This window comes from Vibrio sp. STUT-A16 (genome assembly GCF_026000495.1).
Lineage (GTDB): Bacteria > Pseudomonadota > Gammaproteobacteria > Enterobacterales > Vibrionaceae > Vibrio > Vibrio diabolicus.
The window spans coordinates 856,736-881,586 of record NZ_AP026766.1 but is presented as its reverse complement, the minus strand read 5'-3'; the positions used below and the strand labels follow the sequence as shown (position 1 = coordinate 881,586).

Here is a 24,851-nt window from a genome sequence, read left to right as displayed (position 1 = left end):
ATAGAAACTTTAGCCAACAATCAGATAAAAACAGCGATTTACATCGATTTCTTAATAACTTGTACTGAATAGAGGAGGGAATAGATTAATCGAGAAAGGGATATAACAGGCATTAAAAAAGCCCGAGTCAAACTCGAGCTTTCAAAGAAATTCAGCTTGGTCAGCTTATACGTAGTACGCTTCAACTTCGCCTTTAAGTTTGATCAGCATTGGGTTACCAAAACGGTCTTTTGCTTTAGGAGAAGCAATTTTCACCCAACCTTCGCTCACGCAGTATTCTTCTACGTCTGTGCGCTCTTTGCCGTTAAAACGGATACCGATTTGGTGATCGAAACATTCTTTGATGAAGAATGGGCTACGTGGGTTACCTGCTAGGCGATCTGGTAGAGCTGGTTTAGCTGTATCTGTCATGTTTGTGACCTAAATTCCGTAAAAAGTGCGCCATTGTAGTCAGTGCACAGTGAGTGTTCAAGATATGTTGAGAGACTTAATACTAAAGCCTTTTGAAATAATGCAAAGTTTCCCGCTTTCAAAGTGCGGAATAAAAACACGGCCTCGTTGCTCAACGGTGTTTTGCTCTCGAAACTTCTCCTGCCACCCCTTATTTGGTTTTGAATCATGACTATACTCATTACTGGCAGTTCTAACCTTATTCATACAACTTAATGTCTCAGAGCATGCCACTAGTCGAGAAACGATTAACAAGGAAGGGTGAATGGAGACTGTTGAACAGGTTGATAAACGTCATTTATCGGATAGAGATACTACCTCTAGCACTTCTATTTTTCTTTGTATTCTAATCGTAGTGGCTGTAATCGCTCGGTTTTTTGTTGCGTTTAATTACGAAGTAAATTGGGACGAGTTTTATTACCTATCTTTTGTGCATCGGTTTATTAACGGCGAGGTGATTAATAGTTTCCAAACCTTTCACATTCACTTCTTTACTTGGCTGAGTGGTGTATCAGATAACGATGTTGACCAGATCATTGTGGCGAGAGTCGTTATGGTGTTCTTTCAATTACTCACGGGATTTTATCTATACAAGTTATGTCGATTGTACTGCAGCAAATCGGCGGCACTTTTTGCGGTTCTTGCCTATTTTTCTTTTGTTTATAATGTTCGTATGGGGGCCAGTTTTCGTACTGATCCTATCGTGACATGTATGATCATGGCGGCGCTGTATTATGTGTTTAGTACAACATTTTCTTGGCGTGTATCCATTCTTGCTGGTGTCCTTACGGCTGTCGCCTTGCTCGTCACTTTAAAGACCGCTCTGTATATCCCGACTTTTATAGGCATAGTTTTAACCTCGCTTTATTGGTCGCGAAATCGTAAGCGTTATTTTAGGCAAGTTCTCATGTATGGAGCCGCAATACTGGTTGCCTTTGCGATGCTATACAGTTGGCATTACTTCTCTATACATGGAGCGAGTTCGGTTGGTGATGCAGGAACGATGTTCGGTGCTGCGGATAAGACACTAAACCAGCGCGAGCTTTTTCCTCGATTGTTTTACTTTGTTCATTCAGTTTCGACGAACTCATGGTATTGGTTAGCTCTTTTCATTGGTATTGGTACTGCTGTTTATGCGTGTTTTTCGCAAAAGCTATTAAGCCGTGAGTCATCGATTAAGTTTTTGTGCCTAAGTTTATTACTCTTCACTTTGCTCTTTTATCGCAACGCTTTCCCATACTATTACGCTTTTATGCTTGCTCCAGTGAGTGCTTTGTTTGCTGTGGCTTGGGTTGGTATCCAGAATTTCACTAACGCAAGAGTTGCACAATTTTTTAATTTTATTGTTCCCTGCTTGTTTGCGGTATCCATTGTGGTGAATGGTTTTGTTTTACCGATAAAAAACAACTTGGCCTACCAGCGTCAGTTTCTTGATGAAGTACATAAAATCTTTCCTCAGCCTGTTGCTTATATTGATCGATGCTCCATGGTTCCTACTTTTTCAAAACAAGGTTTTTTCATGAGTACGTGGGGTTACGAAGATTATATTGCGAGAAACATCCCCGTTATTCGCAATGCTATAGAGCAAGACAATCCGGCTTTTGTACTGGTTAATTCGCACTATTTAGATGTGTTTGGCCCTGAAAAAACCGATAAAGGGCTATTAAGGCTAGATATTCAAGCGTTAAGGCAGAACTACATTCATCATTGGTCGCACCTGTATGTTGCAGGAAAGACGTTTGAATTGACGCCCAACTCTCTTAGTCGGGAAGTTAAGGTCAACATCAAGGGCGTATATACGCTTGAAGCTAGCAATAGTCTTCTGATTAATGGCAAGGTTTGGTTGGCTGGTCAAGCTCGATACTTGGCGCGGGGTGTCTATGAATTAGCGTCGAAAGAGCCAGGTAAAGTCGTTCTGCGTTGGGGAGATAACCTGTACCGACCTCGCAATCTTGAAGAGAAGCAGAGGTTATTTACCGGCTTCTAATACGCACAGTAATGTTGATTCAGAACATGAGGAGCATGCATGAAGTTAATTGTTCAAATTCCGTGCTTTAACGAAGCGGACAATATTGCTGATGTTATTCGCTCAATACCAAAGCGCGTTGATGGTATCGCTAAGATAGAGATTCTAATCATCGATGATGGTTCTACGGATGGTACTTCAGAAGTCGCACGCAAGTGTGGTGTTGAGCACATTATTACTAACCAGGGCAATAAGGGGCTTGCTTACTCATTTCGAAGAGGGATTGAGGAGTGCCTTCGTCTTCATGCTGATATCATTGTGAACACCGATGGCGATAATCAATATAATGGGGCCGATATTCCGCACTTGGTTAAGCCTATTATCGAGCACAAAGCAGAAATTGTTGTTGGTGACCGAGGAGGGTATAGCAATACACATTTCTCTGTATTTAAACGATGTTTACAAGTGTCGGGGAGCTTTATTATTGCCAAAGCGACGGGATTGGATGTTAAAGATGCTGTGAGTGGTTTTCGCGCAATATCGAGAAGTGCGGCACAACAACTTAATATCGTATCGGATTTTAGCTACACAATAGAAATGTTGATTCAAGCAAGTGCAAAAAGGATTGGTGTGGTTTCGGTGCCAATCCGAACTAATGAAAAAACGCGAGAGTCCCGTCTGTTTAAGAGCATTCCGCAGTTTCTAAAAATGTCGCTCTCTACTTTGGTCAGGGTTTATACCATGTACCGACCTCTGCAAGTGTTTTTGTTTATTGGCTCTGTGGCGATGATTTGCGGTGTGATTCCCATTATGCGATTCCTGTATTTCTTTTTAAATGGAGCGGGAGATGGCCATATTCAGTCATTGGTCTTGGGGTCAACGCTACTTATCTTGGGTTTCATCACTTTATTGATGGGGTTGGTGGCCGATCTAATAGGGTTCAATCGAAAGCTGACCGAAAAAGTATTGCACCGAATTGAGGTACTGGAAGAAAAGCTGGAGCATCAGGAAAAGTTGCCCACTTATCAGTTTGAAACCAAGCGAAAACGATCTGGAGAGTAATAGCGAGTTACCTCGATACTTTAAAGAAGTGAGTTATTTGATACGGCTTGCTTAGGCCTAAATACACTCGAGATAGCGAAGAACAACATATCTCCTAGAACAGTGACGATTCTGGAAACAAGGACGGCAACTAAGAGTGTATCTTCAATACTCGGCGAATCTAGGAGTGTGATTAACACAGCCTCTCGGACACCCAACCCTGCAGGAGAACCTGGGGTGGCAAACCCTATTAACCATGCGATGATGAAGTAACAAGATGTTTGTAAAAATCTCTCTAAAGTTGGAGTTAGATTGTCGTTTAGCGTAAAAAATATGAGTGAGAAAATGCCGCCCGATACAAAAAAAAAGCAGAGATAAAGCCCACAAGCTTTTAGGTAATTGCGACTGGCTATCAAGCTTAATATTGATCCGGTGCTCACGATAAGTCCAGCGAATAAAGTCATCTCGTACCCCATTAAATTAGGGAAGTACTCATTCAGCAGAAAGACACCAAACGAACCAGCCGCAATACCCATCAACCCTATTTCCCATAAGGTCGATTTCAGTAATACATTATTTTTAATTCCGTGTTGTACACCAATTACTTGTCGGCTAGCGAATTGGAAAATGTTTCCAGGTAAATACTTAGCAATTTGAGACCCGCCAAACATCCAAATGGCAGTTGATGCAGACAGAGTATATTCACTGTTCGCGACTAAAAGTCGCCACGCCATAGAAAGAATATAATTGCCAAAAGCGTAGAGACCTATACAAAAAACAAATATCAGATAGGAGTCAGAGGAAATATCCTGAATATTCAGTTGCTGCGAGTATGTAGAGAGCTTGATTAATACAAAGGCAATGGAAAAAATAGTAATGATTCGCCCAACCCAGCGTAATATGAATTTACTCTTATTATGTTTCATGATTCACACGCTGGCATAAAACCATGGTCCAAGGAATGGGAGAGCGTACTTCGAGAATCTCAAAGTGTTGCTTGAGCAAAGTCAGAAAGGCATTCTTGGACCAGTGTTGGATATGTCCGGGAGTATTGCCCCAACTGTTTAAATATTTACCTCTTGCCATGTTTAACGTACACCACAACGGCTCTCTTGGCACACTAAAAATGTAATAGTCAGTATCGAGGTCTTGCAATGTTGCTAGTGCTTGCTCGGGGTGCTCTAGGTGCTCCAAGACCTCACAACAAACAACAAGGTCAGCAGAATCAGTCTTTCTAGCAACGTCATACACACTTTTTTGTTCAAACAAAATGTCTTCCAAGTTGTGTGCTTGGGCATTGTCTCTTGCTAGTTGAATCACTTGTTGGGAGAAGTCACTCCCTTTCACACGGATCCCTTGTTGATGCCATTTAAGTGCCCAGACTCCTTCTCCGCAGCCGATCTCGTGTATCGACTTTGGTGTGACCATATCGACCAGTTGCGATAAATGATGATCGAAATTGCTCATCATTTTTCTGGCGATGGGGTTCTGAGTATTATATTTGTCGTAATAGTTTCCGACAGGGATTCCCTGCTCTTCGATACCTTTAGATATTTTCATGGCGTACTCAAATAAATTATCTCAAATGGCTAGGAAGTTCTTCTATTGATGAACTAGGTTCTTCAGCCAACCATCTGACTTACAAAGCGTTACGCTTCCCTCTAGTAGAGTGTAGGATAATTTATGGTTTTGTTTGCCTCGTTAGAAAAATTCTACAACCCCTTCAAATACTGCGCGTTGGCTGTTGGGTGAATCATGGCATTCAGCGTTTGGACGGTTTGTTCGCTGTGATCTTCAAGTAGAGCTAAGAACGCGTCAATCAACTCAGGTTTGCTTGCTGAGACTTTCGTTTCGGTCTGGATATCACGCAGATCGATCAACACATCGGTAAACAATTGCGGCAGATCGTGCAGCACTCGCAGGTTTAAGACGTTGTGTTCGCTGTAGATCGAATTGTGGCTGCCTTTCTGTTTTTGCACCACGTAAGGATTGTCTTTTAAGTTGATGATAGACGTGCGTTTATCACAGCGTTTCAAACAACCTTTGTTGACCTTCACCTTACGGCACCCTTCGGTTTGTTGGAACAAACATTGGCGGCTCGTAAGTAGGGTATTTGGATGATAAATGCTGTAGAAGCTGCGCATGTTTTTCGGACGCTTGATGTGGCGCATCTGCTTCATATTCAGCTCGTTAGAAACAAACGCGCCACTTGCCGCGAACTCGTCTTGAAGGCACTTAAACGCGTATGAGTTCATCGTGTTCATTTGTGGGCCTGCCACCCAGCCTAAGCCGAGCTCTTTTGCGATCATGCCGACGCCTGAGTTGTTGGTGATCGACAATTTAGGTTGGATGGTTTCCAAAAATACGCGTGCGGCTTGGTAGTCTTCGCCAATCAAAATGGCAGGAAACCAAGGTTTGAGCATTGGGTTGGCTTGGAACAACTCAATCATCGCGCTCAGTTCACCAGACAATCCCATTGGCAATTGATAGTAAACATCTATGTTGTGGTATTCGCACAGCATGGCTTCTTGTGCTGACGAGATCAGAACCGACAATTTTGGCGCACCTTGGCGAGGTTCTGGTTGAGGTAACGCTGGCAGAGTTGGCACATCAATCGACCCTTTCAAGCTGCTGCCGGATACTTGTGTCGAAGCGACATCGAACGACTTAGTTTGCTCTGCCACTTTCTCAATGATCGCGGTTTTGTCGTCGTACAGCTTCTTTTTCACCGCTTGCACATCATCAGCAGACTGGCATTGATAAACCTTCGAAAAATGTTTTACAGCGTGGTCGCGCGGGTTGTCGATGTACATCGCCTTGCCGAAATCACCTTGCAAAAATGCGTTGGAGAAATCACGGTTGAACACCGTGTATAACTCGGTGGTGTCTTCAGAGAGTTCCAAACCCTCGCACAAGCGATCGATTTGCTGACGCCAATTGTCGACCACGGTATAGACGTAGTGCGATTTCTTGATTCGCCCTTCTACTTTTAAAGAATACACGCCAGCATCGGCAAGCGCTTCCAAGTCCCCAAAGGCGGAGTTGTCTTTCATATTGAGTGGGTAGTTGTTGCCCGTTTTGGTCGTTTCGTACTGTTCGCGACAAGGTTGGCTGCAGCGTCCACGGTTACCTGATGCGCCATTGCGAGCGGAACTGATATAGCAAATTCCGGAGAATCCGATGCAGTATGAGCCGTGGACAAATACTTCCATCATTACGTTGTGCTCGCGACCAAATTGCGCCAGATGTTTTATTTCATCGATGTTAAGTTCGCGAGATAAGTTTACTCGGCTTGCGGTGAGCTGGTTGAGAAAGAGGATCTGGCCTTCGTTATGCGTGTTCAGTTGCGTTGAAGCGTGCACATCCAAATCGGGGAAGTGATGTTTGAGAATGTAGGCCAGACCGAGATCTTGCACGATCACGCCATCGATTTTGGTGGTGTTCAGTTGGCTGAGTAAGCGAACAATCGCTGAAATTTCACTTTCTAAAATCAGCACATTCAACGTTAGGAAAATCTTACAGCTGTGCTGATGGGCCAACGTTAACACGCCATTTAAGTTATCTAAGGTGAGGTTGGTCGCTCGGTTACGAGCATTGAAGCGGTCGAGCCCACAGTAAATTGCATCGGCGCCAGCGGCAATGGCGGCTTTGATAGAATCTAAATCGCCACCGGGTGCCAATAACTCAAATTGATCGCGTGTCACTACTTTTCTCTTTCTCACTAAAATAAGTCGCAAATGTTACGGATTTCACGCTTTTGATGCTCGACTAGTTAACGCTTTATTAATCTGAATCAATTAACCCGTGTTACACGGTCGACACTTGAGTGAAGACAGTGCGATTCGCGAGAGCTGGGTTTGGCTTCTATAGTTTTTACACTTGGCTTTTCGCCTTAAGAGAGAAAGGGACGACAAATGAAAAAAGTAATCATCGGGTTGGTAGTGGCGTTGGCATCATTGAGTGCGTTGGCTGGTGAGGGGGTGGTAACCGTTGCGAGCACGCATTCAACCAAAGACACTGCGGATAAATTTGTCGCTATCGCGCAAGAAAAAGGCTTGAACGTCTTTGCGCGCATTAACCATCAAGAGAACGCCGCGAAAGTCGATATGACGTTGCGACCAACCGAAGTCATTGTGTTTGGGAATCCTAAAGTGGGTACGCCGCTGATGCTCTGCACGCAAGAAGTGGCGCTCGATTTACCCCAAAAGGTGTTGGTGTATGAAGATGCTGAAGGTAAAACGTGGTTAGCCTACAACGATCCGATGCACTTAAAGCAGCGCCATCGTATTGAAGGCTGCGATGAGGTGCTGAGCAAAATCAGTGGTGTGCTGGGTAGCTTAACCAGCGCGGCTGCGAAGTAGGGCATGGTATTGGCAAAGTTTTTCTGATGCCGAAAACGAAAAAGCCAACCTCACAGGGAGGTTGGCAAAGCTTACCTAGATTGGGGGAGGTAAGATCAGGAGGTAGCAAGTACGCTGTGCACTTCTGACTTGATGGAGTCTGACTGCGTACCAAAAATCGCTTGTAAACTGTCGCCAATCACCAGCACATCGCGCGCGCCAAGTGCTTTCAGCTTAGCAACATCAACGTTGGCAATGTCTTTCACCGAAACGCGCAGACGAGTGATACATGCATCGACCGACTTGATGTTGGCTTTCCCGCCTAATGCGGCTACCACATCTACAGCGATTTCATCAGGTTGTCCGGCAATCTGCACTTCTGCAATGTCGGTTTCACGACCCGGCGTTTTCAGATCCAACTTCACGATAAGGAAGCGGAACAAGCCGTAGTACAAGGTTGCCCAGATTGGACCAATGATGATGAACAGCCATGCGTTGCTCGACATCGGGTAGTAGAGGAAGAACTGGATCGCGCCGTGCGCAAAGTCGGTACTGTGTTTGATTTCCAAAAATGCGGTGATCGCGAACGCAATACCGGTTAGGAAAATATGGATGATGTACAACACAGGCGCGACGAACAGGAAGGTAAATTCGATTGGCTCAGTGATACCCGTTAACCATGAGGTAAACGCCGCTGACAGCATCAAACCACCAACGATTTTCTTACGCTCTGGAGACGCGCAGTGGTAAATCGCCAGTGCTGCCGCAGGTAGTGCCCACATGGAGTACATAAAGCCACCAGACAGATAACCTGCGGTTTTATCGCCCGCGAAGAAGCGCGTTAACTCACCGGTAAACTCTTTGCCTGTTTCTGGGTCAATATAGCTGCCGACTTCAAAGAAGAATGGCGCATTCCAGATGTGGTGCAAACCAACCGGGAGTAAAGAACGTTCACCCGCACCGTAAACCGCCCAAGCGAGTACTGGGTTTTGGTACGCTGCCCAGTGGGAGAATGCATCAAGAAGTTGTCCCAGAGGTGGCCATGCAAACGCGAGAATCGCACCCACGACGATCGCCGATAAACCGGTGACGATTGGTACGAATCGCTTACCCGCGAAGAAGCCCAAGTATTCCGGCAGTTTGATGTTGTAGAAGCGGTTATACATAAACGCCGCGACCGCACCGATAAAGATGCCGCCGAACACACCGGTTTGCAGCGTCTCAACCCCCATGATGGTCGCGTCGGTTTCTAGGCCTCGCAAGCCAGTCACAATCCCGAGCGATGCGTTCATAATGATTAGGCCAACTAAGCCAGCGAGCGCAGCGGCACCGTCATTGCCTTTTGATAACCCGAGCGCTACACCGACCGCGAACATCAACTGCATGTTGCCGAACACGCCCTCGCCCGCCGCAAGCATCACTTTGTTGACCGCTTCCGGAATAAACGCAAATCCGGCATTACCAATACCCAGCATTAAGCCAGCCACAGGTAACACCGCCACAGGCAGCATCAACGAGCGCCCTATTTTTTGTAGTTGTCCAAATATACTTGCAAACATGGTTTCCTCCTGACGAACGCCAGTGTTGTAGGACCTGATTCCTTCAGGTCATGTTGTTTCACGTAAGGTCAGGATGATCATAGCGAGCAAGGCGGCGTTCAAGGTTACAAAAGGCAATCAGTTTGTAAGAGGCTACTTACAAATCTCTCGTACCAAGACGTGAGAATTGCAGTCAGCTCGATTGTACGTGAGCGCTTAAAAATGCATCATATTAGCCAACGAGAGGTGGGAGAGAGAAGGATGGAAAACAAGCAGATACTGGTCGTCGATGACAACCTCGACCTTCGCGAAGCGTTGTCGGATTACCTTGGTCGAGCGGGGTTTGAGGTACTCTGCGCAGAAAACGGCGATGTGATGTGGCAACTGCTCAACGATCACCATCCTGATTTGATCATCCTCGATATTATGATGCCCGGTGAAGACGGCTTTACACTGTGCCAGAAACTGCGCAAAAACTCCGACATCCCGATCATCATGCTGACCGCCGTCACCGAAGAAGCCGACCGAGTCGCAGGGCTAGAAATGGGCGCCGACGACTACATCACCAAGTCATTCAGTCCTCGAGAACTGCTCGCACGCATCAAAACGATTCTTAGGCGTAGCCAATCCACCACCAATAGCAAACTGACGCGTAAAGTGCGTTTTGACGATTGGTTGTTAGACACCGTGACGCGCCAACTGACCCACCTTGCTAGCCGCGAGGTCAAACAACTCAGTGGTGCCGACTTATCGCTGCTTGGTTTATTCGTCAACCACGCACAATCGATATTGTCGCGCGATGATATTGCCCGCGAGATCTGGGGACGCGATGCCGACCCGTTTGAACGCGGCATTGATGTGCAGATCAGTCGCTTGCGTCATCACCTTGAAGATAAAGATCGCTCGCTGATCCTGACGGTGCGTAACAAAGGCTATATGCTCACCACGGACGTGCATTATGAGAATTAAACGCTGGACGGGATCACTGGTCGTTCGTACCAGTGTGTTCCTGTTGCTGGTGATCGTTCTGGCGCAGGTATTGTCGGGGATTATCTGGTATCAACACGCCAGCGAACGCGATAAAGAGGGCCTGACCACCACGGTCAAAAGCTTAGCGCTGAGCGCTTCTTCCACCATCGCTTTCTTTCAAACCCTCCCTTCTGAATATCGCCACTTGGTGCTCAATCAACTACGCAATATGGGCGGCACGCGCTTTTTCGTCTCACTCAACAACCACCAGATTGACGTCGACCCACTACCAGAGAGCGAACGCAAAACGTTGGTCATCAACCAAGTGCGCGAGGTTTTAGAAAGCGAGCTGAGCGGCATTCCTAATATCGAGGTGGAGTTCACCCAGCGCGACAAACTCAAAGTGTTCAACAACGAGCTACCTATCGATGAACTGCCGTTATTGTGGGCGCATTATTCGCTTTCGTTTGGTGACCTCAATCCGCCGATTCTGGTGATGCAGGTCGAAGTCGCACAGAACGAATGGTTTTATCTCGCGGCGGTCCTACCCGCGCCTTACATCAACCTAGAGACTAACTATTTTGAGCTGCGCCAATGGCTCACGCTATTACTGTCCGCGCTAATGCTGCTGTTGTGTACCTGGTTTATCGTTCGTAAAGAAATTCAACCCATTCGAGAGCTGGCAAAAGCCGCAACCCTGATGTCGAGCCGATTAGACGTGCCCGAAGTCTCTGAGCGAGGCAGTAACGAACTGAAAGCGGCGGTACGAGCGTTTAACAAGATGAATCGACGCATCGACAGCCACATTAAAGACCGCGAGATGCTGTTCAGTGCCATTTCACACGATCTGAAAACGCCGATTGCTTGCCTAAAACTACGGGCGGAAATGCTGGATGACGACGCCGACCGAGAACGCTTTATCCGCCTGAGTAACGACCTAGATTTGATGGTCAAAGGCGCATTGCAATGCATTAAAGAGACCGATATCCACGAGGAAATCGAGCCGATCAATTTCACCCAACTGATTCAGCACATTTCCGCCAATATTGCCGATGCGCCGGACACAATTCGCATCCACGGTGAAATCCACACCCACTTTGCTGGTAAACCGTTAGCGATTAAGCGCTGCATTCAGAATCTGGTCGATAACGCGCTCAAATACGGCCATCAAGCGGACATTACGCTGAGTGAAAGCCCAGAGTCGATCCAAATTGAAATTGAAGATCACGGTGATGGTGTTGACGATTTATTACTTGAAAAGCTCTGCCTGCCATACTTCCGCGCTAGCAACGATAAAGAAGGCAGTGGGCTGGGGTTAACCATTTCACAGAGCATTGCAAAGGCTCACGGCGGCAGTTTGTCGCTGAGCCATTCTCAGTTTGGCGGCCTCTGCGCCACACTGACTTTCCCGAGAGACTGACTATGAACAAACTGGCATTCTTGTTCCCACTGTTGCTCGCCCCTTGCGTCGCTCACGCTGAGTCTCCACAAGGGGTAGAGTTTTTACATTGGTGGACTTCTGACGGCGAGCAGCAAGCGCTGCAAACACTTAAAGCTCAGCTAAAACGGCACGATATAGAGCTGCTGCAAAGCCCGGTGTTAGGCGGTGGTGGCGACAGCGCGATGACGGTACTGCAAGCTCGAGCGCTTGCGGGCAATCCACCGAGCTTCGCGCAAATCGAAGGGCCAAGTATTAAAGCGTGGGATGCCATCGGTATTTTGCACAACGTCAACGCGGTTGCCGATGAGCAGCGCTGGGACGAGGTGCTCTACCCGCTGTCTATCGAAATCAATAAAACACAAAACGGCTATATCGCCCTGCCACTTACGCTGCACCGTTTGAACTGGTTGTGGGTCAACCACAAGCAGCTTAAACAGCTGAATCTGTCCGCGCCGAAAAACTGGCAAGAGATGTTCGCTGCCATGGAGCTTGCTAAGCACAATGGCATCGTGCCGATCGCGGTCGGTGAGCAGCCTTGGCAAGTCGCCCAACTTTTCGAGAACTTAGTGATCTCCACTGGCGGCGTTGAGTTCTACACCAATGCAATGGTTAAACTTGAACGCAACAGCATCGACAGCGAAACACTGCGCCAAGCACTGACGCAATTTCGTCGCCTGAGTTTGTTGATAGACAACCAATTACCCGACAGTAAGTGGGATACGGCGACCCAAGCACTAGCCGACGGTCAGGCGCTGTTTCAAATCGGCGGTGATTGGATTTTGGGTGAGCTGCTCGCCAATCAAGTCTCGGTTCCGCAAGAGGTCGGTTGTTACCCAACGCCTGACAGCGATGGTGTATTCCTCTACAACATGGACAGCTTGGTGTTTATGTCGAGCAAGTCGTTTTCTGCCGAGGCGGCTCAGCAAACCGCAAGCGCGCTGGCAGACGTCGAGTTTCAAGCTAAGTTCAATAAGGTAAAAGGCTCGATTCCGGTGCGTACCGATATCGACATCAGCGATTTTAATCCGTGTCAGGTCCAATCATATCAAGACTTTCACTACGGCGTTAAACACAACCTCGCTGTGCCGAGTATGATTGATTCGATGGCGGTCAATCCGGTAGCTCAGCAAGCGATAAACTCGGAAATCTTCCGTTTTTACCGCAATCCCAATATGGAACCCGACGAGCTGATAAAACGCATAATTGCTATTTCGCAAAGCGGTTAATGGCAATGAATTTGTGCCGAGTGGAATAAAAGAGCCCCAATGATTGGGGCTTGAGTAAAGCGAAGTATGCCGTTTAGAAATAGTGGAAGATCGGCGGTTCATGCATCAAGAAGTTTTGATGGGAGATGTTCCAGGCATAGGCGCCCGCTAAGGTAAACACAACATAATCACCAATATCGGCGTGGGCGACGTGTTGATTGCGTGCCAGCACATCTTTGGGCGTACAAAGTTGGCCGACAAAGGTCGCTTGTGCATGCTGAATTGGATGAGAAATCTCATGGTGTTGCTCGCTTTTCAGGATGACGAATGGATGATTATGGCTCTGCGCTGCTGGCGTGCGGAAATGGTGGGTTCCTCCGCGCGCGATGACAAAGTTTTCGCCAAGATTTTGCTTAATATCCAGCACTTCCATTACGTAATAACCGCATGCCGCCGTGATGAAACGTCCGCATTCAAAACGCAGTGTCCAATCTTGCACTTGCTCTTTAGCGATGAGGAATTCCAACTTGTCGCAAAACTCCATCCACGGAAAGTGTTGCTCAGGGTTTTGGTAGTTAATCCCCATGCCTCCGCCTAAGTTGATCATCAGCTCACCGAGTTCAAACTCTTGTTGCCACGCTTTCACGACTTGGAAATAGCGCTGCATTAACGCTAAGTGACGTTCAACATCGAGCTGATGCGACATCAAGTGAAAATGGAAGCCTTTGAGTGACACTTGCGGGAAATCGCGCAGCAACATCAAAGTATTGCTCAGTTCTGACTCGTCAAAACCAAATGGAGTCGGCTTGCCTCCCATCGCCAGCTTGCTGAGCGTGATGTCGCCGATATCTATGTTCATACGCAAAAAGATCGAAGTCGGGCGGTTGAGGCGCTCGGTTAGTGCTCCAATGCGTTGCAGCTCGGTGAGGCTTTCGACATGAATTGCATCAACATCCAGCTCAATCGCTTGTTGCAATTCACTTGGCATTTTTCCTGGGCCACCGAAGATCAATGGCTTATCGAGTTGCTGCTGGTGGAGGAGTGTCAACTCCCCGCCAGATGCCGCTTCAAAACCATCGACATACGGCGCGAGCGTTTTGAGAATCGGGCCCGATGGATTGGCTTTGGCTGCGTAAAATAGCTCGACATTTTTCGGCAAAACGTGACGCAGTTGTTTGATGTGTTCTTCTAAGGCTTTTAGGTCATACAAGTACGCGCACAAGGGTTGATTTTGCTGCTGTGCGAGCGTGTGAACTTGCTGGCTAATACGTGTCGGTAGGGAGAGTGAATTAGACATGTTGCGCTCCTTTTTCGTATTGTTGCCAAGGCGTGGCGACTTGGGTATAGCCCGACTCCTTATCGGCTTTTTGCATCAAACGCGTGGTGAAATTATTTTTGCTTGGGAAGTGACCGCCATTCAGCAACGCTTCTAGTTCCGGCTGTTTTCCATTCACTGATTGCCAACGCACAATGGCACTTTGCACCGCATTCCACAGCGTTTGCTCTAGTGGCTCATCACCTTCTGCGATGAAGAAAATCGCTTCGCTGATGTTGTTGATAAAGGTGCAGTATCCGATGCGATTCCAGCCTTGTTCGCGACTGTAGTAAACCGATTGTCGCGCGCGTTCAGACAAATCAGTTAATGTTTCTGCTGGCCAGAACTCTGGCAGTAATTTAGTGCCTTCCAAATCACGAATCCAAACACAACACGGCATCTCTTGCTCAAAGCCAATCAAGGTGTTTTGCAAATGCGGCTCAAACGCCACCCCGTGTTTGAAGTAGTAGTTAAACACACCCGGAATTAGGCAATGCAAATAGCGTTCAAACCACAGTGTCGCGATGTCGGAATAGCGATTTTTCGTAGTACGCGCTTTGTTTTTAAGGCGTTGAGCAATGCAACTGTTGCCGTTTTTGTCGTAAGCAAATAGAGCGCCGGCGAGGGTTGGTTTTAAGATATCGACTTCGCTCAGCGAGAAATTTTCGCGATACAAAATCCCAAACGATTCGCGTGCTTTGGTGTTGTCATCCCAATTGCGATCAGCGACACTTTCTAGATTCAATGTGGTGGCGTAAGGCTCTGTCATCACTTTAAATACGGGGTTGTGCAGCTGTTCGTTTTCTCGAATTGGTTTGAGAATCGACGTGAGCTGCACGGCGCTGTCGAGTTCGTACCACGCGTTTTTGCGCACGCAATTGGTTAATCGTACGTTGATGGAGAATTTCGCAAACCAGTCCATGTCAGGGTGGTAGAGGGTACGAACTGAAGAGGTCGGCTGCATCTTTTCACCACCTAAACCCAGTGGCGTGATCTTGCCTTGTTCAATGGCACGCTTCACGGTTGGATTACTCAAAATGGTGTAGCTTTCCCAAGGATGGCAAGGGTAGAGTGTCTTCCCATTGCTGGTGGCGTGTTGTGGCGCGAGCTGTTGTAGCATGCGCTGAGCAGGGTTAGCTTCTCCGTCGGAACTCAGCACATCAAGTAAGGACGTATCCACTTCAAACCAGTACAGCGGGACTTGCGCGCCGACTTCTGGAGAAAACGCCAAGAGATCATCCATGGTGACGCCCGAACGACTTTTCGGGGTCGGATGGAAAGTATGCCCCCAAATCAGAGACTGTTCCGAAGCGATAAATTCGTTGTGATGCGATTTGGGCGCGACGTTGAGAAACTGCTCGGTAACCAGCACGCTATTTTCCAGTTGTTCGATCAGCTCATGGTTAAACGGGATCGCCAACACCTGCTTGAGATAGTTAAGCAAAAGCGTAAGAGTTTGCGTGGCATCCAATTTCGCCCAACCAGATCCCGGCATTTTCGCCCATGGCAGTTCTGCCAATTTGATTTTGCCCAGTTTGCTCGCGTAGTGAATCGGCAAAACCAGCACGCCATTTTGTTGAGAAAGATGAACGGCTACCCGCTGCTTGGCGGAATAGTTGCGTTTTAACGTTTGGGGTAGCGATGTCGATTGGTAGTGCCATTCCACTTGTTGATTCGGTAGCGCAAATTCACGTAAGTAACAATTAAGAACACCCATAATCGTGTTGAGTTGGGCCTTCTCCCGATTGAGCTGCACATCATGCGCGCGCAACTCGCTAGTCTGAGAGGATTGAGTTTGTAACATGTTGATTTCCAAATTTTGAATGGAGAACCAGCGCGATCAAGGTGATTACGCTGACTATCGCAGAAAGTAGGAAAGGAACCTCAAGTAGCCCCAAGCTAGAAATGAAAGAAGCGCAAAATCCCGCTGCCACGCCACCCCATTTGGACATGGCATCAAAGCGAGAAAATACTTTGCCACTGAGTTTTCGATCCAGATTGCTCGCAAGATGCTGATGCAATCCGTGATAGCAACACACCATCGCGATGCCGAAGATAATTCTCGCAGCAATGAGTGCGGTTTCGGACGCAATCAAATGCAAGGCAGAGCTCACGGCAAGCAATGCAAACCCGAGCCACAACGTGCGCAGCGGTTGATGGCGATTCAACCCATCTGACAACACGTGGATTTTGCCTGCCAGCAACAGATAGACGCCATGCGGCAGTGCGTACAAAAAACCGATCCATGCGTGGTGAGTGATGCCATATTGCTGCACAAACGGCGAGAAATAAGGAAAGGTCACCACCATAGAAAACGCAAACCCGAACTGAGCAAAGAAGATCCAGCGAATGGCATGCATTGCGTTTTTCTTTGCAACAGGTTGTTCTTGCTGAGATTCTGAGTTTGGCTTTTCGAGGTTTTGGTCGGCGGGTTTATCCACTGGCAGTGTTAGTGTGATGCCCATCGCAATTAAAGGCAAAACGCATAACCAAAGGTACGCGTTGAGCGGGTTGGTCTCTGACAAGCTCCAGCCGAGCCCAATGGGCGCAACGATCAGCGCCAAGCGAGCAGATAGTTGGGTTTTATTGAGTGACTTGCCGAGTGTTTTGGCTTCTTTAATTTGACTAGATAAGTAGCTGTTCGAGGCGGCCATGGTGCCGCCAAAGGTTCCTTGAACAATAAGACCAAACACAAACATGGCGAGGTTGTCTGCCAAGCCGCACAGCGCAAACCCTGCTGCAAGGCCAAGTTGCGCACGCAAGAGTGAGCGGCGGCGACCGTAGCGATCGGCAAAGTTGCCCCAAAATCGCGCCGCCAACGCAGTACAAAACGTGGGTAGGATAAACAATACCCCTGCCCAGTCCGCATCAATGCTTGCGCCTAACGTTGGCAACACGACGGGTAGAAATAGCGGCATACCTAACGCGGCAAACGCAGCGATAAAGTGGCACAACAACACACTGTAGATGAGTTTGGTCATAATCGTTTAACGTACGCTTTTTTTGATGGCTTCTAAGTAGGCGCGTTGCGCTTCTTCGCTAGAAAGCAGCAAGAAGTTCGGAGCCGACAAACCATAGAACTTATTGATGTCGCTCGCGCCAGAGGCTTCTTTCGAGAGCAAACTGCCAGAGCTCAACAAGTACTTGGCGTACAAATCAGGTGCTTCTTGCAGTAACTCGCGTGCCAGTTTTGTCTCTAACCCTTCGCCTTCTAATCGGTTGAGTTGTTCTGCAATGCTTTTGGCCACGATGGCGTAAAGCGATGCTGAAGAGGCAATGCCCTTCGCAGCCATGGCTTCTACAATCGCTGCAATATCCAGTTGTAATGTGATGGTGGTAAACATCTGACCGAGCGCCAATTCATTGTCGACTTTGATGCGTTGGTCGAGCAGTTCATCACAATCCACGGGAGTTGTTCCTGCGACGTGTTTTTGGGCAGCATACTCTGTAGCAAAGTGGAAGCGCTCAGGCCAAATTCGCGCCGCGTCGTTGTCTTTCATCGCGAGCGTCATTTTGCCCTGTTGATCAAATGCAACGATGGCGTTTTGTTGGTTGGACTCCAATGCGATGCCATAACGAAGCCACAAGGTGAGGTGCACTTGGCATAATAGGTCGACGTAATCTTGGAACCACGCCAGCGTATCTTGTTGATAGTACTGCTCTGCCAAATGTTCTAAGAACAAGCGGTCGTCAGGCATTGGGCTAGCCAGTGCGGCAACCGGAACTAACGCTTTATCTTCGCAATGAGTAAGTGGGTACTCACGTACGATGTACGCGAAGGTTTTATCCTCACCGACGTGTCCACCGTGTTTTTCGTTGCAATGGAGCAAGCGAGTGTTTAAGTCTGCGTCCGTTTGTTCAAGGTGGCTGAGTAGGCGTTCAAACCAGTGGCCGTCATACAGTGTTGAAGGCTTGATTAAGCGAATGTTTTTCGTGCCTAGCGATCGCATGATCAGCGGAACTTTGATGTGAATATGCGGCGCGTCGTTGACTACCACAGTACGAACGGAAAGCGTTGGCGTCACGTCTAGGTACGTAAACGGCGCTTCTATCATGCCTTCGGGTAAGGCTTCTAAAGAGCGAAGGGTGAGCGGATGCGCAGGGAACAGTACGTGGCTCAGTGCAAAATCAGCAGGAAGCCCCACTTGCTCCATTGTTGGCCAGCAATCAGGTTGTCCGCTGGTTAATGTCACCAGTGATTTTTCAATCGCAATCCAATGCAGAGCAAAGCTTTGTGCGAACTCGGGCGCGTACTCAGCAAGGTCTTCATCGCTCAGACCAAACTTCGCCCGCGCAGTTGGATAGTACGGGTGGTCAAGGTAAGAAGCGATCTGGTCGGCAAGCAGTAGCTTTTTATGCCAAGAACTAAGCTTGGATATTGGTGAGAAATGTGGTCTGCGTGATGATGAAACGCTTGGTCACACAGCGCTTTGTGTTTCTCTGCGCATTCCAGTTCTTGAAGATACCCCGCCAACAATTCGTGAGAGCTCTCATGCGTCAGTGTCGTTAGTAGCGCAATCCACTCTTGATAATGCTGCTGATGCTCGATTTGACCATTTTTCTCCACCCACCAACCTAGCGGCGCTTCGCCATAGGCGTGGCCGTAGCGCCAGTGCTGCATGTAATACGTTGGCGCAACGGGTAAATACAACGTGAAATCAGAGTTGGCAAATATCAGCCAGACTTGCTCGCCTTGAGGAACAATTACCCCTTTTGGCGCGTCGCTACTGAACTTGGCTTTCGACAAAATGCCAAACATGTCTTCGCGTAAGCAAGTGTCGATCAATCGTTGCGTTAGATACAAAGCGTTGTCATTCATGCTGCCACCTCACGAGTCGGAGCTAGATCGAAATTGCTAAGTGCGTTCTGCAGCGCTTGGTCGAGGTTTCGCCCTGATGGTGAGACAATCGAAATTCGGGCGAGATAATCCTTATTGGAATAACTCTGTTGGAAGTGTTCTCCAGCGGTTTTTAGTACCTGTTGCTGGGTGATGATATCGTCATCGTGTTGGATGAACGACGTCGAACCTCCGTCAATCACACCACTGTGTTCCGCAACTACGTAGTGCACGTGCGCTGAACCATGAATTTGGTAATCGCCGTCCAATCTTCGGCCTAAATGCAGACCTAAAATCGTGCTAAACCAACCGAAGTGAGCGAGATTGTTGAGCAAGAATTCGCGACCATCTCCAATGCTGCGGTAGTTAATTTCCACTAGGACTGGGCCGTTTTCAGTGATAATAAATTCGCTGTGGCAAACACCAAAACCAACGCCAAACGCTTTCAGTTGAGCCACGCAAGCTTCTCGGTGAGCAATGCCGTTTGGTCCGTTCCAGTCTGCGGCCGTTTCGATAAAGTAAGGCGGCTCTGAGAGCGACACATCAAAGCCGCCCACGGCGATAAGGCGCTCACCATCTCCTAAAGTTTCGAGCGTAACCAACGGCCCTTGAAGAAACTGCTCCACCAGAATGGCGGCGTTTGGGTGCTTTTGCCAAAACGCCTCGCAGTAAGCATCGAGCTCGCTTTGGGAGTCACAGCGCTGCACATCTAAACTTGCCACGCCTTCTTTGGGTTTTGCCACGACAGGAAAGGCCATGCCTAATGCCACATTCGAATGGCGGTGCAGCAAACAGCTTTGTGTGTTGGGTAGGGCTTTTTCATTTAACACTTGTCGAGTTAAGTGTTTGTTTTTGGCCTTTAACGTGACAGACCAATCTTTGGATGGGAGGCCAAAAAATTGCGCGCAGATGGCGGTGGAAGTTTGTAAGTGATCACTATTGCTAAAAATAGCGTCTGGCTTTAATTCATGCTCCGTGATGGTTTCGATGAGTTCTAATGGGTTGAAGACATCACATTCTAGAATGGTATCCGGATTAAAGTGACTATCACGACTCGCCAGCTCTAAATGGCTGATCTTGTGGTCGGTGATAAGAACGACGTGAAGGTCCATCGCTTTAGCTGCAGGCACGAAGCCGTGAGTGACTGCATCGTTAACGACATGACTTACGATAATCATCGTAGATTTCATGAGCTTTCCTAATTTTCTAACATTTTCTTCTAACGTTGATAAAGTCGCTCACGGTCGTCTTCCAATGTGCCTCTCGCGAGACGGAGGGCAGAAGTTTTAGTGTTTATTGTTATTATGTTTGGTTTTTTTTGTTGTTAGTTGTGTTTTTAGGGTAAATAAATATAGAGCATAAAATTAATATTGCAAATAGAAATAATATTTGTTCTTATTTCCATCCGTTGGCTTTATAACAACTAAACGGAATTATGGAATGAATAAATTATTGACCCTGACCCCCTTGGCGGTCGCGATTGGTTCTTCACTAGTAGCACCAAGCGCAGTGGCTTCAGAAGAGACGAACTCAACCTCATCAGCAACTGAAACGATTCAAGTCTTCGGGCATCAGTACGAAGGTTATGCTGAACACATGCCTCAATCAGGCACCAAAACCGATGTGGAATGGCTTGATGTGCCACAAGCGGTATCCGTAGTAACGAAAACAGAAATGCAAGACCGAGGCGCGGTGCGCTTAGTGGATGCGCTAGATGGGGTAGCCGGGGTCAATAACACCTTGGGCGAAGGCAGCCGCGATCAGTTCATGATACGTGGTTTTGATTCACTCAACGATATGTACCGTGATGGCTTGCGAGATGACGGTACGTTGCAGTCTTACCGCAGCTTAGCGAATGTTGAACGCGTTGAAATTGTGAAAGGCCCTGCGGGCGCTTTGTATGGCCGTGGCTCGGCTGGGGGCATCATCAACTTGGTGACGAAACGCGCTAACGGTGAGAATTTTACTCACGTAAACGGCAGTGTAGGTAGCAACAACCAGTATGTCGGTCAGGTCGACAGCTCAATGGCGTTCACAGATAAGGTCAACGGGCGTATTAACTTGGAATACCGTCAAGCCGACTCGTACGTTGATCATGTTGATTCAAACGATTTCTTCATTGCACCGACCATTCGTGTGTTGCCAGCGGACGGTCACACCATTGATATTGACGTGGAATACGCCCATCAAGAACTAGTGCCATATCGTGGTGTGCCATCAAAAAATGGCAAGCCAGTTGATTTGCCAGTAAGCACTTACTTTGGCGGCACAAACGACTATCAGGAGTCAGACAGTCTCCGTATTGCGGTGGATTACGAATGGCGTCTGAATGATCAATGGGTATGGAACAACCGAGCGGCGTTCAACCATATCGAACTTGAGCAAAAAGGCACGCGTCAGGGCAAAGTGACGGGCAATGAAGTGTCTCAAACCGTCAACAACTTTGGTTACGATCCACGTACTACGACCACTTTACAATCTGAGTTGGTTTGGGAAACCAGGGACAATCAATTGATGGTGGGTGCAGATTTCAACCAGATCGATATCGACCTAACGTTGGCAAGTGACAAAACGCTTCCTCCGCAAAATATCTACGACCCAGTCGTTGGTCCAACGCCTGATCCGGGCTTTAAGCCATTTCGTGACAATACCACCACCACGACAGGTTTGTATGTGCAAGACGTTTATACGTGGGGCGACCTTTCTTTGATCGGTAACGTGCGTTACGACTCGATGGAACTCGAACAACAAAAAGCGGGTTCAGATAAAGAAAAGTTGGATGATGATAAAGTCAGCTACCGTGCTGGTTTGGTATACCGCATCAACTCCGACACATCCGTATACGCTAGTTTAGCGCGCTCTTGGCAGTTACCGTACGCTGGTATCTACATCAATCCAAAATTGGCGGAATTCTTCCACACTGACTTAAAAGAGGTGGGTGCGAAAGCGTACCTTTTGGATAACGCATTAATGTTGAATGCTGCACTGTTCCAGATTGATCAAGAGCAACCACAAACTAACGTGGACGGCGATGTGATCGATAAAATTGAAGTGCGTCACCAAGGCATTGAATTAGAGGCTCGCGGCCAAATCACCAAACAGTGGGATATCTCTGTTGGTTACAGCTACTTAGATGCGGAAGACAAAGCCACAGGCAAAAAGCCTAACGATGTATCAGACCACTTGTTCTCTCTTTGGAGCACTTACCAATTGGATGACAACTGGCGTTTAGGAGGTGGTGTGAAGTACGTGGGCGACCGTTACGCAGGTAACGACGAAGCCGTCGCACTCGGCGATTACACCACGGTGGATTTGATGGCGGCGTACACCACTGGTCGTCACAAGATCCAAGCGAACGCTTACAACATTTTGGATGAGAAATACATTCTTGGCGCAACAAACGGCACGTCTGGCCTAAACCAGATTGGCTACGGCGCACCAGCCGAGTTCATGCTCAGCTACGGATACCAGTTCTAGGCTTGTTGTGCGTAGTTGATGCACGTTAGCCGACTTTTACCTCTTATTGAGGATGTTTTAGCCCCGAGAGCCTACGGGAAATGTTCTGCCCGAGGCTCAATTTCTCGCAAAGGAGACCTTAATGTTTTACCAGAATTTGGATGGTAAAGTGCGTGTACGTGCTGGTTTGTCTACCACTTACAGTGTGCTCGCGATTGCTATCGCTTCTGCCACCTCCATGAGCGCAGTTGCCGCTCCTGCCGCAAAAAACGAAACCACCGTGATGGAAACGGTTGTTGTCACTGGCAGCGTGATTGGCAACTCTGACATTGAAGACGTCAAAGAGTACCCTGGTGCTCGTACCGTCATTACCCGTGATCAAATTGAGAAAACCGCAGCGGGTTCGATCGATAATGCGCTACAGCGTGTTCCGGGTATTAAAGTTCAGGATGAAAGCGGAACGGGCGTATTGCCTAACATTTCCGTACGTGGTTTGAAAGCAAGCCGCAGTGGTCATGCGCAGTTCTTGATGGATGGCGTGCCGCTAACGCTCGCGCCATACGGCCATACTGGTCAGTCTATCTTCCCAGCAACGCTGTCGATGCTTGATCGTATTGACATTGTACGCGGCGGTGCCGCAGTGCAGTACGGTCCAAACAACGTCGGTGGTGTGATCAACCTAGTGACCAAACCGATTCCACACACTTGGCAAACTGAAATCAGTAACCGCCTTACCGTGTTTGATGGCGGTGATGCGCCGCTGAATGATTTTTACCTACGCACGGGCGGTTGGTTAAGCGACACATTCGCGCTACAGTTGGAAGGTAACTTTCTAAAAGGCGAAAGCTTCCGTGAACATTCCGATACGGACGTGAAGAACTTTCAAGCTAAAGCACAATGGCTACTGAGTGATACTCAAGAGATTCAAGCATTCCTGCAACGTTACGATGCTGAAACGCAAATGCCGGGCGCACTTTCGCCACAAGATTACGAGCAAGATCGTCATCAATCGAAACGCCCGTACGATGATTATGAAGGTAAGTCGACGCGCTGGAGTGTTAAGTACATCCACGATTTGCCATTTGCCGACAGTGCCGAGCTAGAAGTGCTAACGTTTGGTCACAAATCAGAGCGTCTTTTCAAGTGGGGCTTTAACAGTGCGGGTGGCCATTGGGCGGATCCGGCTCTGCCAGCGACGGACGTTCGTACCTCTCCACGTGAATTTACCGTGTACGGCATAGAGCCGAAAATGGCGATGTATTTTGGTGAAGGCAAATCCGTTACCCAAAACTGGATCGTGGGTACTCGTTATGTTAACGAAGACATTGACTACAAACTCACTCAGACTCCAATCGCCGGTGGTGCAACCAGCGTTCCGCGTGATTGGCATTTAGATACGGACGCGTTTGCTGGATACGTTAGCAACGAAATTGGTTTGTTCAATGATACATTGAAGGTAACGCCTGGGTTGCGTGTTGAGTCGGTTCGAATGACGTTTACCGATCGTGGTAAAAAACAAACGGCAGACAACACCGTGACGGAATGGTTGCCAGGTTTGACGGTGGCATACAACTTAACTGAACAGTGGGTGACGTATGCGAACGCGCAAAAATCACTTCGTGCGCCACAAATTGCCTACATCCGAGGCTTGGGTGAAGAAGGGAGCGAACTGGCTTGGAACTACGAAGTCGGCGCGCGTTACACCCAAGATGCGACCAGTTTTAACGCTGCACTTTATCGCATCGATTTTGAAGACCAACTGCAATGGCAAAGCTCAACGCAGACCTTCGATAACATCGGAAAAACACTTCACCAAGGCATAGAGCTTTCTGCTCGTTACGTGCCTGAAGTTCTACCTGCACTGAGTTTAGGCGCAAGCTACAACTATCTAGACGCTACGCTTGAAGAAGAAGGCGCGAATAAAGGTAATCAACTGCCTCACGCCTCTAAGCATCAGCTTGGTTGGGATGCAACCTACGCATTTTACGGCATGGACACCACGCTATCGGGCTTCTACTTCAGTGATTCGTATACCGATAACGCCAACACCAGTGCCGAAGACGCAACAGGTGCAACGGGCAAAGTGCCGTCTTACATGGTGTGGAACTTCAACTTAGGTACGGATTTATACAAAGACGACAAAGGCAAGTTACGCATGAATGTTGCGGTGAACAACTTGTTTGACGAGGAGTATTACTTCCGCGGGATTGATACAAGCCCAGTTGGTCGGTACCCAGCTCCAGGACGCTCTTACACGCTGGATCTGAACTATCAGTTTTAAGCGTTTCGTTCA

General features: G+C 48.0%; 17 protein-coding genes and 1 pseudogene. 8 read left to right on the top strand and 10 right to left on the bottom strand.

Going from position 1 to position 24,851, the window contains the following annotated elements; all coding sequences use genetic code 11:
* Nucleotides 1–165: 165 nt before the first annotated feature.
* A complete protein-coding gene (locus OO778_RS20405; protein ID WP_005383498.1) occupies nucleotides 166–411 on the bottom strand; it encodes a DUF3297 family protein in 246 nt (81 codons plus the stop codon).
* A gap of 592 nt (nucleotides 412–1,003) precedes the next feature.
* On the opposite strand from OO778_RS20405, the gene OO778_RS20400 reads away from it, so the two are divergent.
* Together OO778_RS20400 and OO778_RS20395 are read left to right on the top strand one after the other, a co-directional pair.
* On the top strand, nucleotides 1,004–2,437 hold the full coding sequence (locus tag OO778_RS20400; RefSeq protein WP_264912747.1) for a glycosyltransferase family 39 protein: 1,434 nt from the start codon (nucleotides 1,004–1,006) through the stop codon (nucleotides 2,435–2,437).
* Nucleotides 2,438–2,476: 39 nt separating this feature from the next.
* Nucleotides 2,477–3,478 (top strand): glycosyltransferase family 2 protein, encoded by a 1,002-nt coding sequence (locus OO778_RS20395; protein WP_005395558.1) that lies wholly within the window; start codon nucleotides 2,477–2,479, stop codon nucleotides 3,476–3,478.
* Nucleotides 3,479–3,498: 20 nt separating this feature from the next.
* Here the strand turns inward: OO778_RS20395 and OO778_RS20390 are convergent, their stop codons facing one another.
* From OO778_RS20390 to OO778_RS20380, 3 genes are all read right to left on the bottom strand, one after another.
* A complete protein-coding gene (locus OO778_RS20390) occupies nucleotides 3,499–4,383 on the bottom strand; it encodes a hypothetical protein (protein WP_264912745.1) in 885 nt (294 codons plus the stop codon).
* Complete coding sequence (locus OO778_RS20385) at nucleotides 4,373–5,017, bottom strand: class I SAM-dependent methyltransferase (protein WP_264912744.1); 645 nt, start codon at nucleotides 5,015–5,017, stop codon at nucleotides 4,373–4,375. The genes OO778_RS20390 and OO778_RS20385 overlap by 11 nt, the downstream gene beginning before the upstream one ends.
* A 152-nt stretch (nucleotides 5,018–5,169) precedes the next feature.
* Nucleotides 5,170–7,161, bottom strand: coding sequence for a U32 family peptidase (locus tag OO778_RS20380; protein ID WP_264912743.1), 1,992 nt, complete (start codon nucleotides 7,159–7,161; stop codon nucleotides 5,170–5,172).
* A 210-nt stretch (nucleotides 7,162–7,371) separates the two neighbouring features.
* Here OO778_RS20380 and OO778_RS20375 point away from each other — a divergent pair, with 210 nt between their 5' ends.
* Entirely contained in the window at nucleotides 7,372–7,818 is a 447-nt protein-coding gene (locus tag OO778_RS20375; RefSeq protein WP_264912741.1) for a DUF302 domain-containing protein, read from the top strand.
* A 95-nt stretch (nucleotides 7,819–7,913) separates the two neighbouring features.
* Here OO778_RS20375 and ptsG read toward each other — a convergent pair whose 3' ends face one another.
* A complete protein-coding gene (ptsG, locus tag OO778_RS20370; protein ID WP_264912740.1) occupies nucleotides 7,914–9,356 on the bottom strand; it encodes a glucose-specific PTS transporter subunit IIBC in 1,443 nt (480 codons plus the stop codon).
* A 240-nt stretch (nucleotides 9,357–9,596) separates the two neighbouring features.
* On the opposite strand from ptsG, the gene OO778_RS20365 reads away from it, so the two are divergent.
* Genes OO778_RS20365 through OO778_RS20355 form a run of 3 tightly spaced genes read left to right on the top strand, consistent with a single transcriptional unit; the run spans nucleotide 9,597 to nucleotide 12,971 of the window.
* Nucleotides 9,597–10,304 (top strand): response regulator transcription factor, encoded by a 708-nt coding sequence (locus OO778_RS20365; RefSeq protein WP_264912738.1) that lies wholly within the window; start codon nucleotides 9,597–9,599, stop codon nucleotides 10,302–10,304.
* Complete coding sequence (locus tag OO778_RS20360) at nucleotides 10,294–11,724, top strand: ATP-binding protein (RefSeq protein WP_264912737.1); 1,431 nt, start codon at nucleotides 10,294–10,296, stop codon at nucleotides 11,722–11,724. Before OO778_RS20365 ends, OO778_RS20360 begins: the two co-directional genes overlap by 11 nt.
* A 2-nt stretch (nucleotides 11,725–11,726) precedes the next feature.
* Entirely contained in the window at nucleotides 11,727–12,971 is a 1,245-nt protein-coding gene (locus OO778_RS20355; protein ID WP_264912735.1) for an ABC transporter substrate-binding protein, read from the top strand.
* Between the two features lie 73 nt (nucleotides 12,972–13,044).
* On the opposite strand, the gene OO778_RS20350 is transcribed toward OO778_RS20355, so the two are convergent.
* The 5 genes and pseudogenes from OO778_RS20350 to OO778_RS20330 all read right to left on the bottom strand — a co-directional run bounded on the left by OO778_RS20350 (nucleotide 13,045) and on the right by OO778_RS20330 (nucleotide 20,292).
* Nucleotides 13,045–14,247: a type III PLP-dependent enzyme gene (locus OO778_RS20350; RefSeq protein ID WP_264912734.1), complete on the bottom strand. Its 1,203-nt coding sequence runs from the start codon at nucleotides 14,245–14,247 to the stop codon at nucleotides 13,045–13,047.
* The gene (locus OO778_RS20345; RefSeq protein WP_264912732.1) at nucleotides 14,240–16,069 is read right to left on the bottom strand and encodes an IucA/IucC family protein; all 1,830 of its coding nucleotides are present in this window, start codon (nucleotides 16,067–16,069) and stop codon (nucleotides 14,240–14,242) included. Before OO778_RS20345 ends, OO778_RS20350 begins: the two co-directional genes overlap by 8 nt.
* Nucleotides 16,041–17,246, bottom strand: coding sequence for an MFS transporter (locus OO778_RS20340; RefSeq protein WP_258683864.1), 1,206 nt, complete (start codon nucleotides 17,244–17,246; stop codon nucleotides 16,041–16,043). The genes OO778_RS20345 and OO778_RS20340 overlap by 29 nt, the downstream gene beginning before the upstream one ends.
* Nucleotides 17,247–17,252: 6 nt before the next feature.
* A pseudogene (locus OO778_RS20335) lies at nucleotides 17,253–19,084 on the bottom strand (IucA/IucC family protein).
* Complete coding sequence (locus OO778_RS20330; protein ID WP_264912729.1) at nucleotides 19,081–20,292, bottom strand: hypothetical protein; 1,212 nt, start codon at nucleotides 20,290–20,292, stop codon at nucleotides 19,081–19,083. Before OO778_RS20330 ends, OO778_RS20335 begins: the two are co-directional and overlap by 4 nt.
* Before the next feature lie 250 nt (nucleotides 20,293–20,542).
* On the opposite strand from OO778_RS20330, the gene OO778_RS20325 reads away from it, so the two are divergent.
* Both OO778_RS20325 and pvuA read left to right on the top strand, forming a co-directional pair.
* On the top strand, nucleotides 20,543–22,579 hold the full coding sequence (locus OO778_RS20325) for a TonB-dependent siderophore receptor (protein ID WP_033906633.1): 2,037 nt from the start codon (nucleotides 20,543–20,545) through the stop codon (nucleotides 22,577–22,579).
* Between the two features lie 121 nt (nucleotides 22,580–22,700).
* Entirely contained in the window at nucleotides 22,701–24,839 is a 2,139-nt protein-coding gene (gene pvuA / locus OO778_RS20320; RefSeq protein WP_264912726.1) for a TonB-dependent siderophore vibrioferrin receptor PvuA, read from the top strand.
* Nucleotides 24,840–24,851: the final 12 nt, after the last annotated feature.

Bases quoted from the DNA above. Each gene is read 5' to 3' on its own strand.
- OO778_RS20405 (WP_005383498.1), bottom strand. From the start codon at position 411: ATGACAGATACAGCTAAACCAGCTCTACCAGATCGCCTAGCAGGTAAC.
- OO778_RS20400 (WP_264912747.1), top strand. From the start codon at position 1,004: ATGGTGTTCTTTCAATTACTCACGGGATTTTATCTATACAAGTTATGT.
- OO778_RS20395 (WP_005395558.1), top strand. From the start codon at position 2,477: ATGAAGTTAATTGTTCAAATTCCGTGCTTTAACGAAGCGGACAATATT.
- OO778_RS20390 (WP_264912745.1), bottom strand. From the start codon at position 4,383: ATGAAACATAATAAGAGTAAATTCATATTACGCTGGGTTGGGCGAATC.
- OO778_RS20385 (WP_264912744.1), bottom strand. From the start codon at position 5,017: ATGAAAATATCTAAAGGTATCGAAGAGCAGGGAATCCCTGTCGGAAAC.
- OO778_RS20375 (WP_264912741.1), top strand. From the start codon at position 7,372: ATGAAAAAAGTAATCATCGGGTTGGTAGTGGCGTTGGCATCATTGAGT.
- ptsG (WP_264912740.1), bottom strand. From the start codon at position 9,356: ATGTTTGCAAGTATATTTGGACAACTACAAAAAATAGGGCGCTCGTTG.
- OO778_RS20365 (WP_264912738.1), top strand. From the start codon at position 9,597: ATGGAAAACAAGCAGATACTGGTCGTCGATGACAACCTCGACCTTCGC.
- OO778_RS20360 (WP_264912737.1), top strand. From the start codon at position 10,294: ATGAGAATTAAACGCTGGACGGGATCACTGGTCGTTCGTACCAGTGTG.
- OO778_RS20355 (WP_264912735.1), top strand. From the start codon at position 11,727: ATGAACAAACTGGCATTCTTGTTCCCACTGTTGCTCGCCCCTTGCGTC.
- OO778_RS20350 (WP_264912734.1), bottom strand. From the start codon at position 14,247: ATGTCTAATTCACTCTCCCTACCGACACGTATTAGCCAGCAAGTTCAC.
- OO778_RS20345 (WP_264912732.1), bottom strand. From the start codon at position 16,069: ATGTTACAAACTCAATCCTCTCAGACTAGCGAGTTGCGCGCGCATGAT.
- OO778_RS20340 (WP_258683864.1), bottom strand. From the start codon at position 17,246: ATGACCAAACTCATCTACAGTGTGTTGTTGTGCCACTTTATCGCTGCG.
- OO778_RS20330 (WP_264912729.1), bottom strand. From the start codon at position 20,292: ATGAAATCTACGATGATTATCGTAAGTCATGTCGTTAACGATGCAGTC.
- OO778_RS20325 (WP_033906633.1), top strand. From the start codon at position 20,543: ATGAATAAATTATTGACCCTGACCCCCTTGGCGGTCGCGATTGGTTCT.
- pvuA (WP_264912726.1), top strand. From the start codon at position 22,701: ATGTTTTACCAGAATTTGGATGGTAAAGTGCGTGTACGTGCTGGTTTG.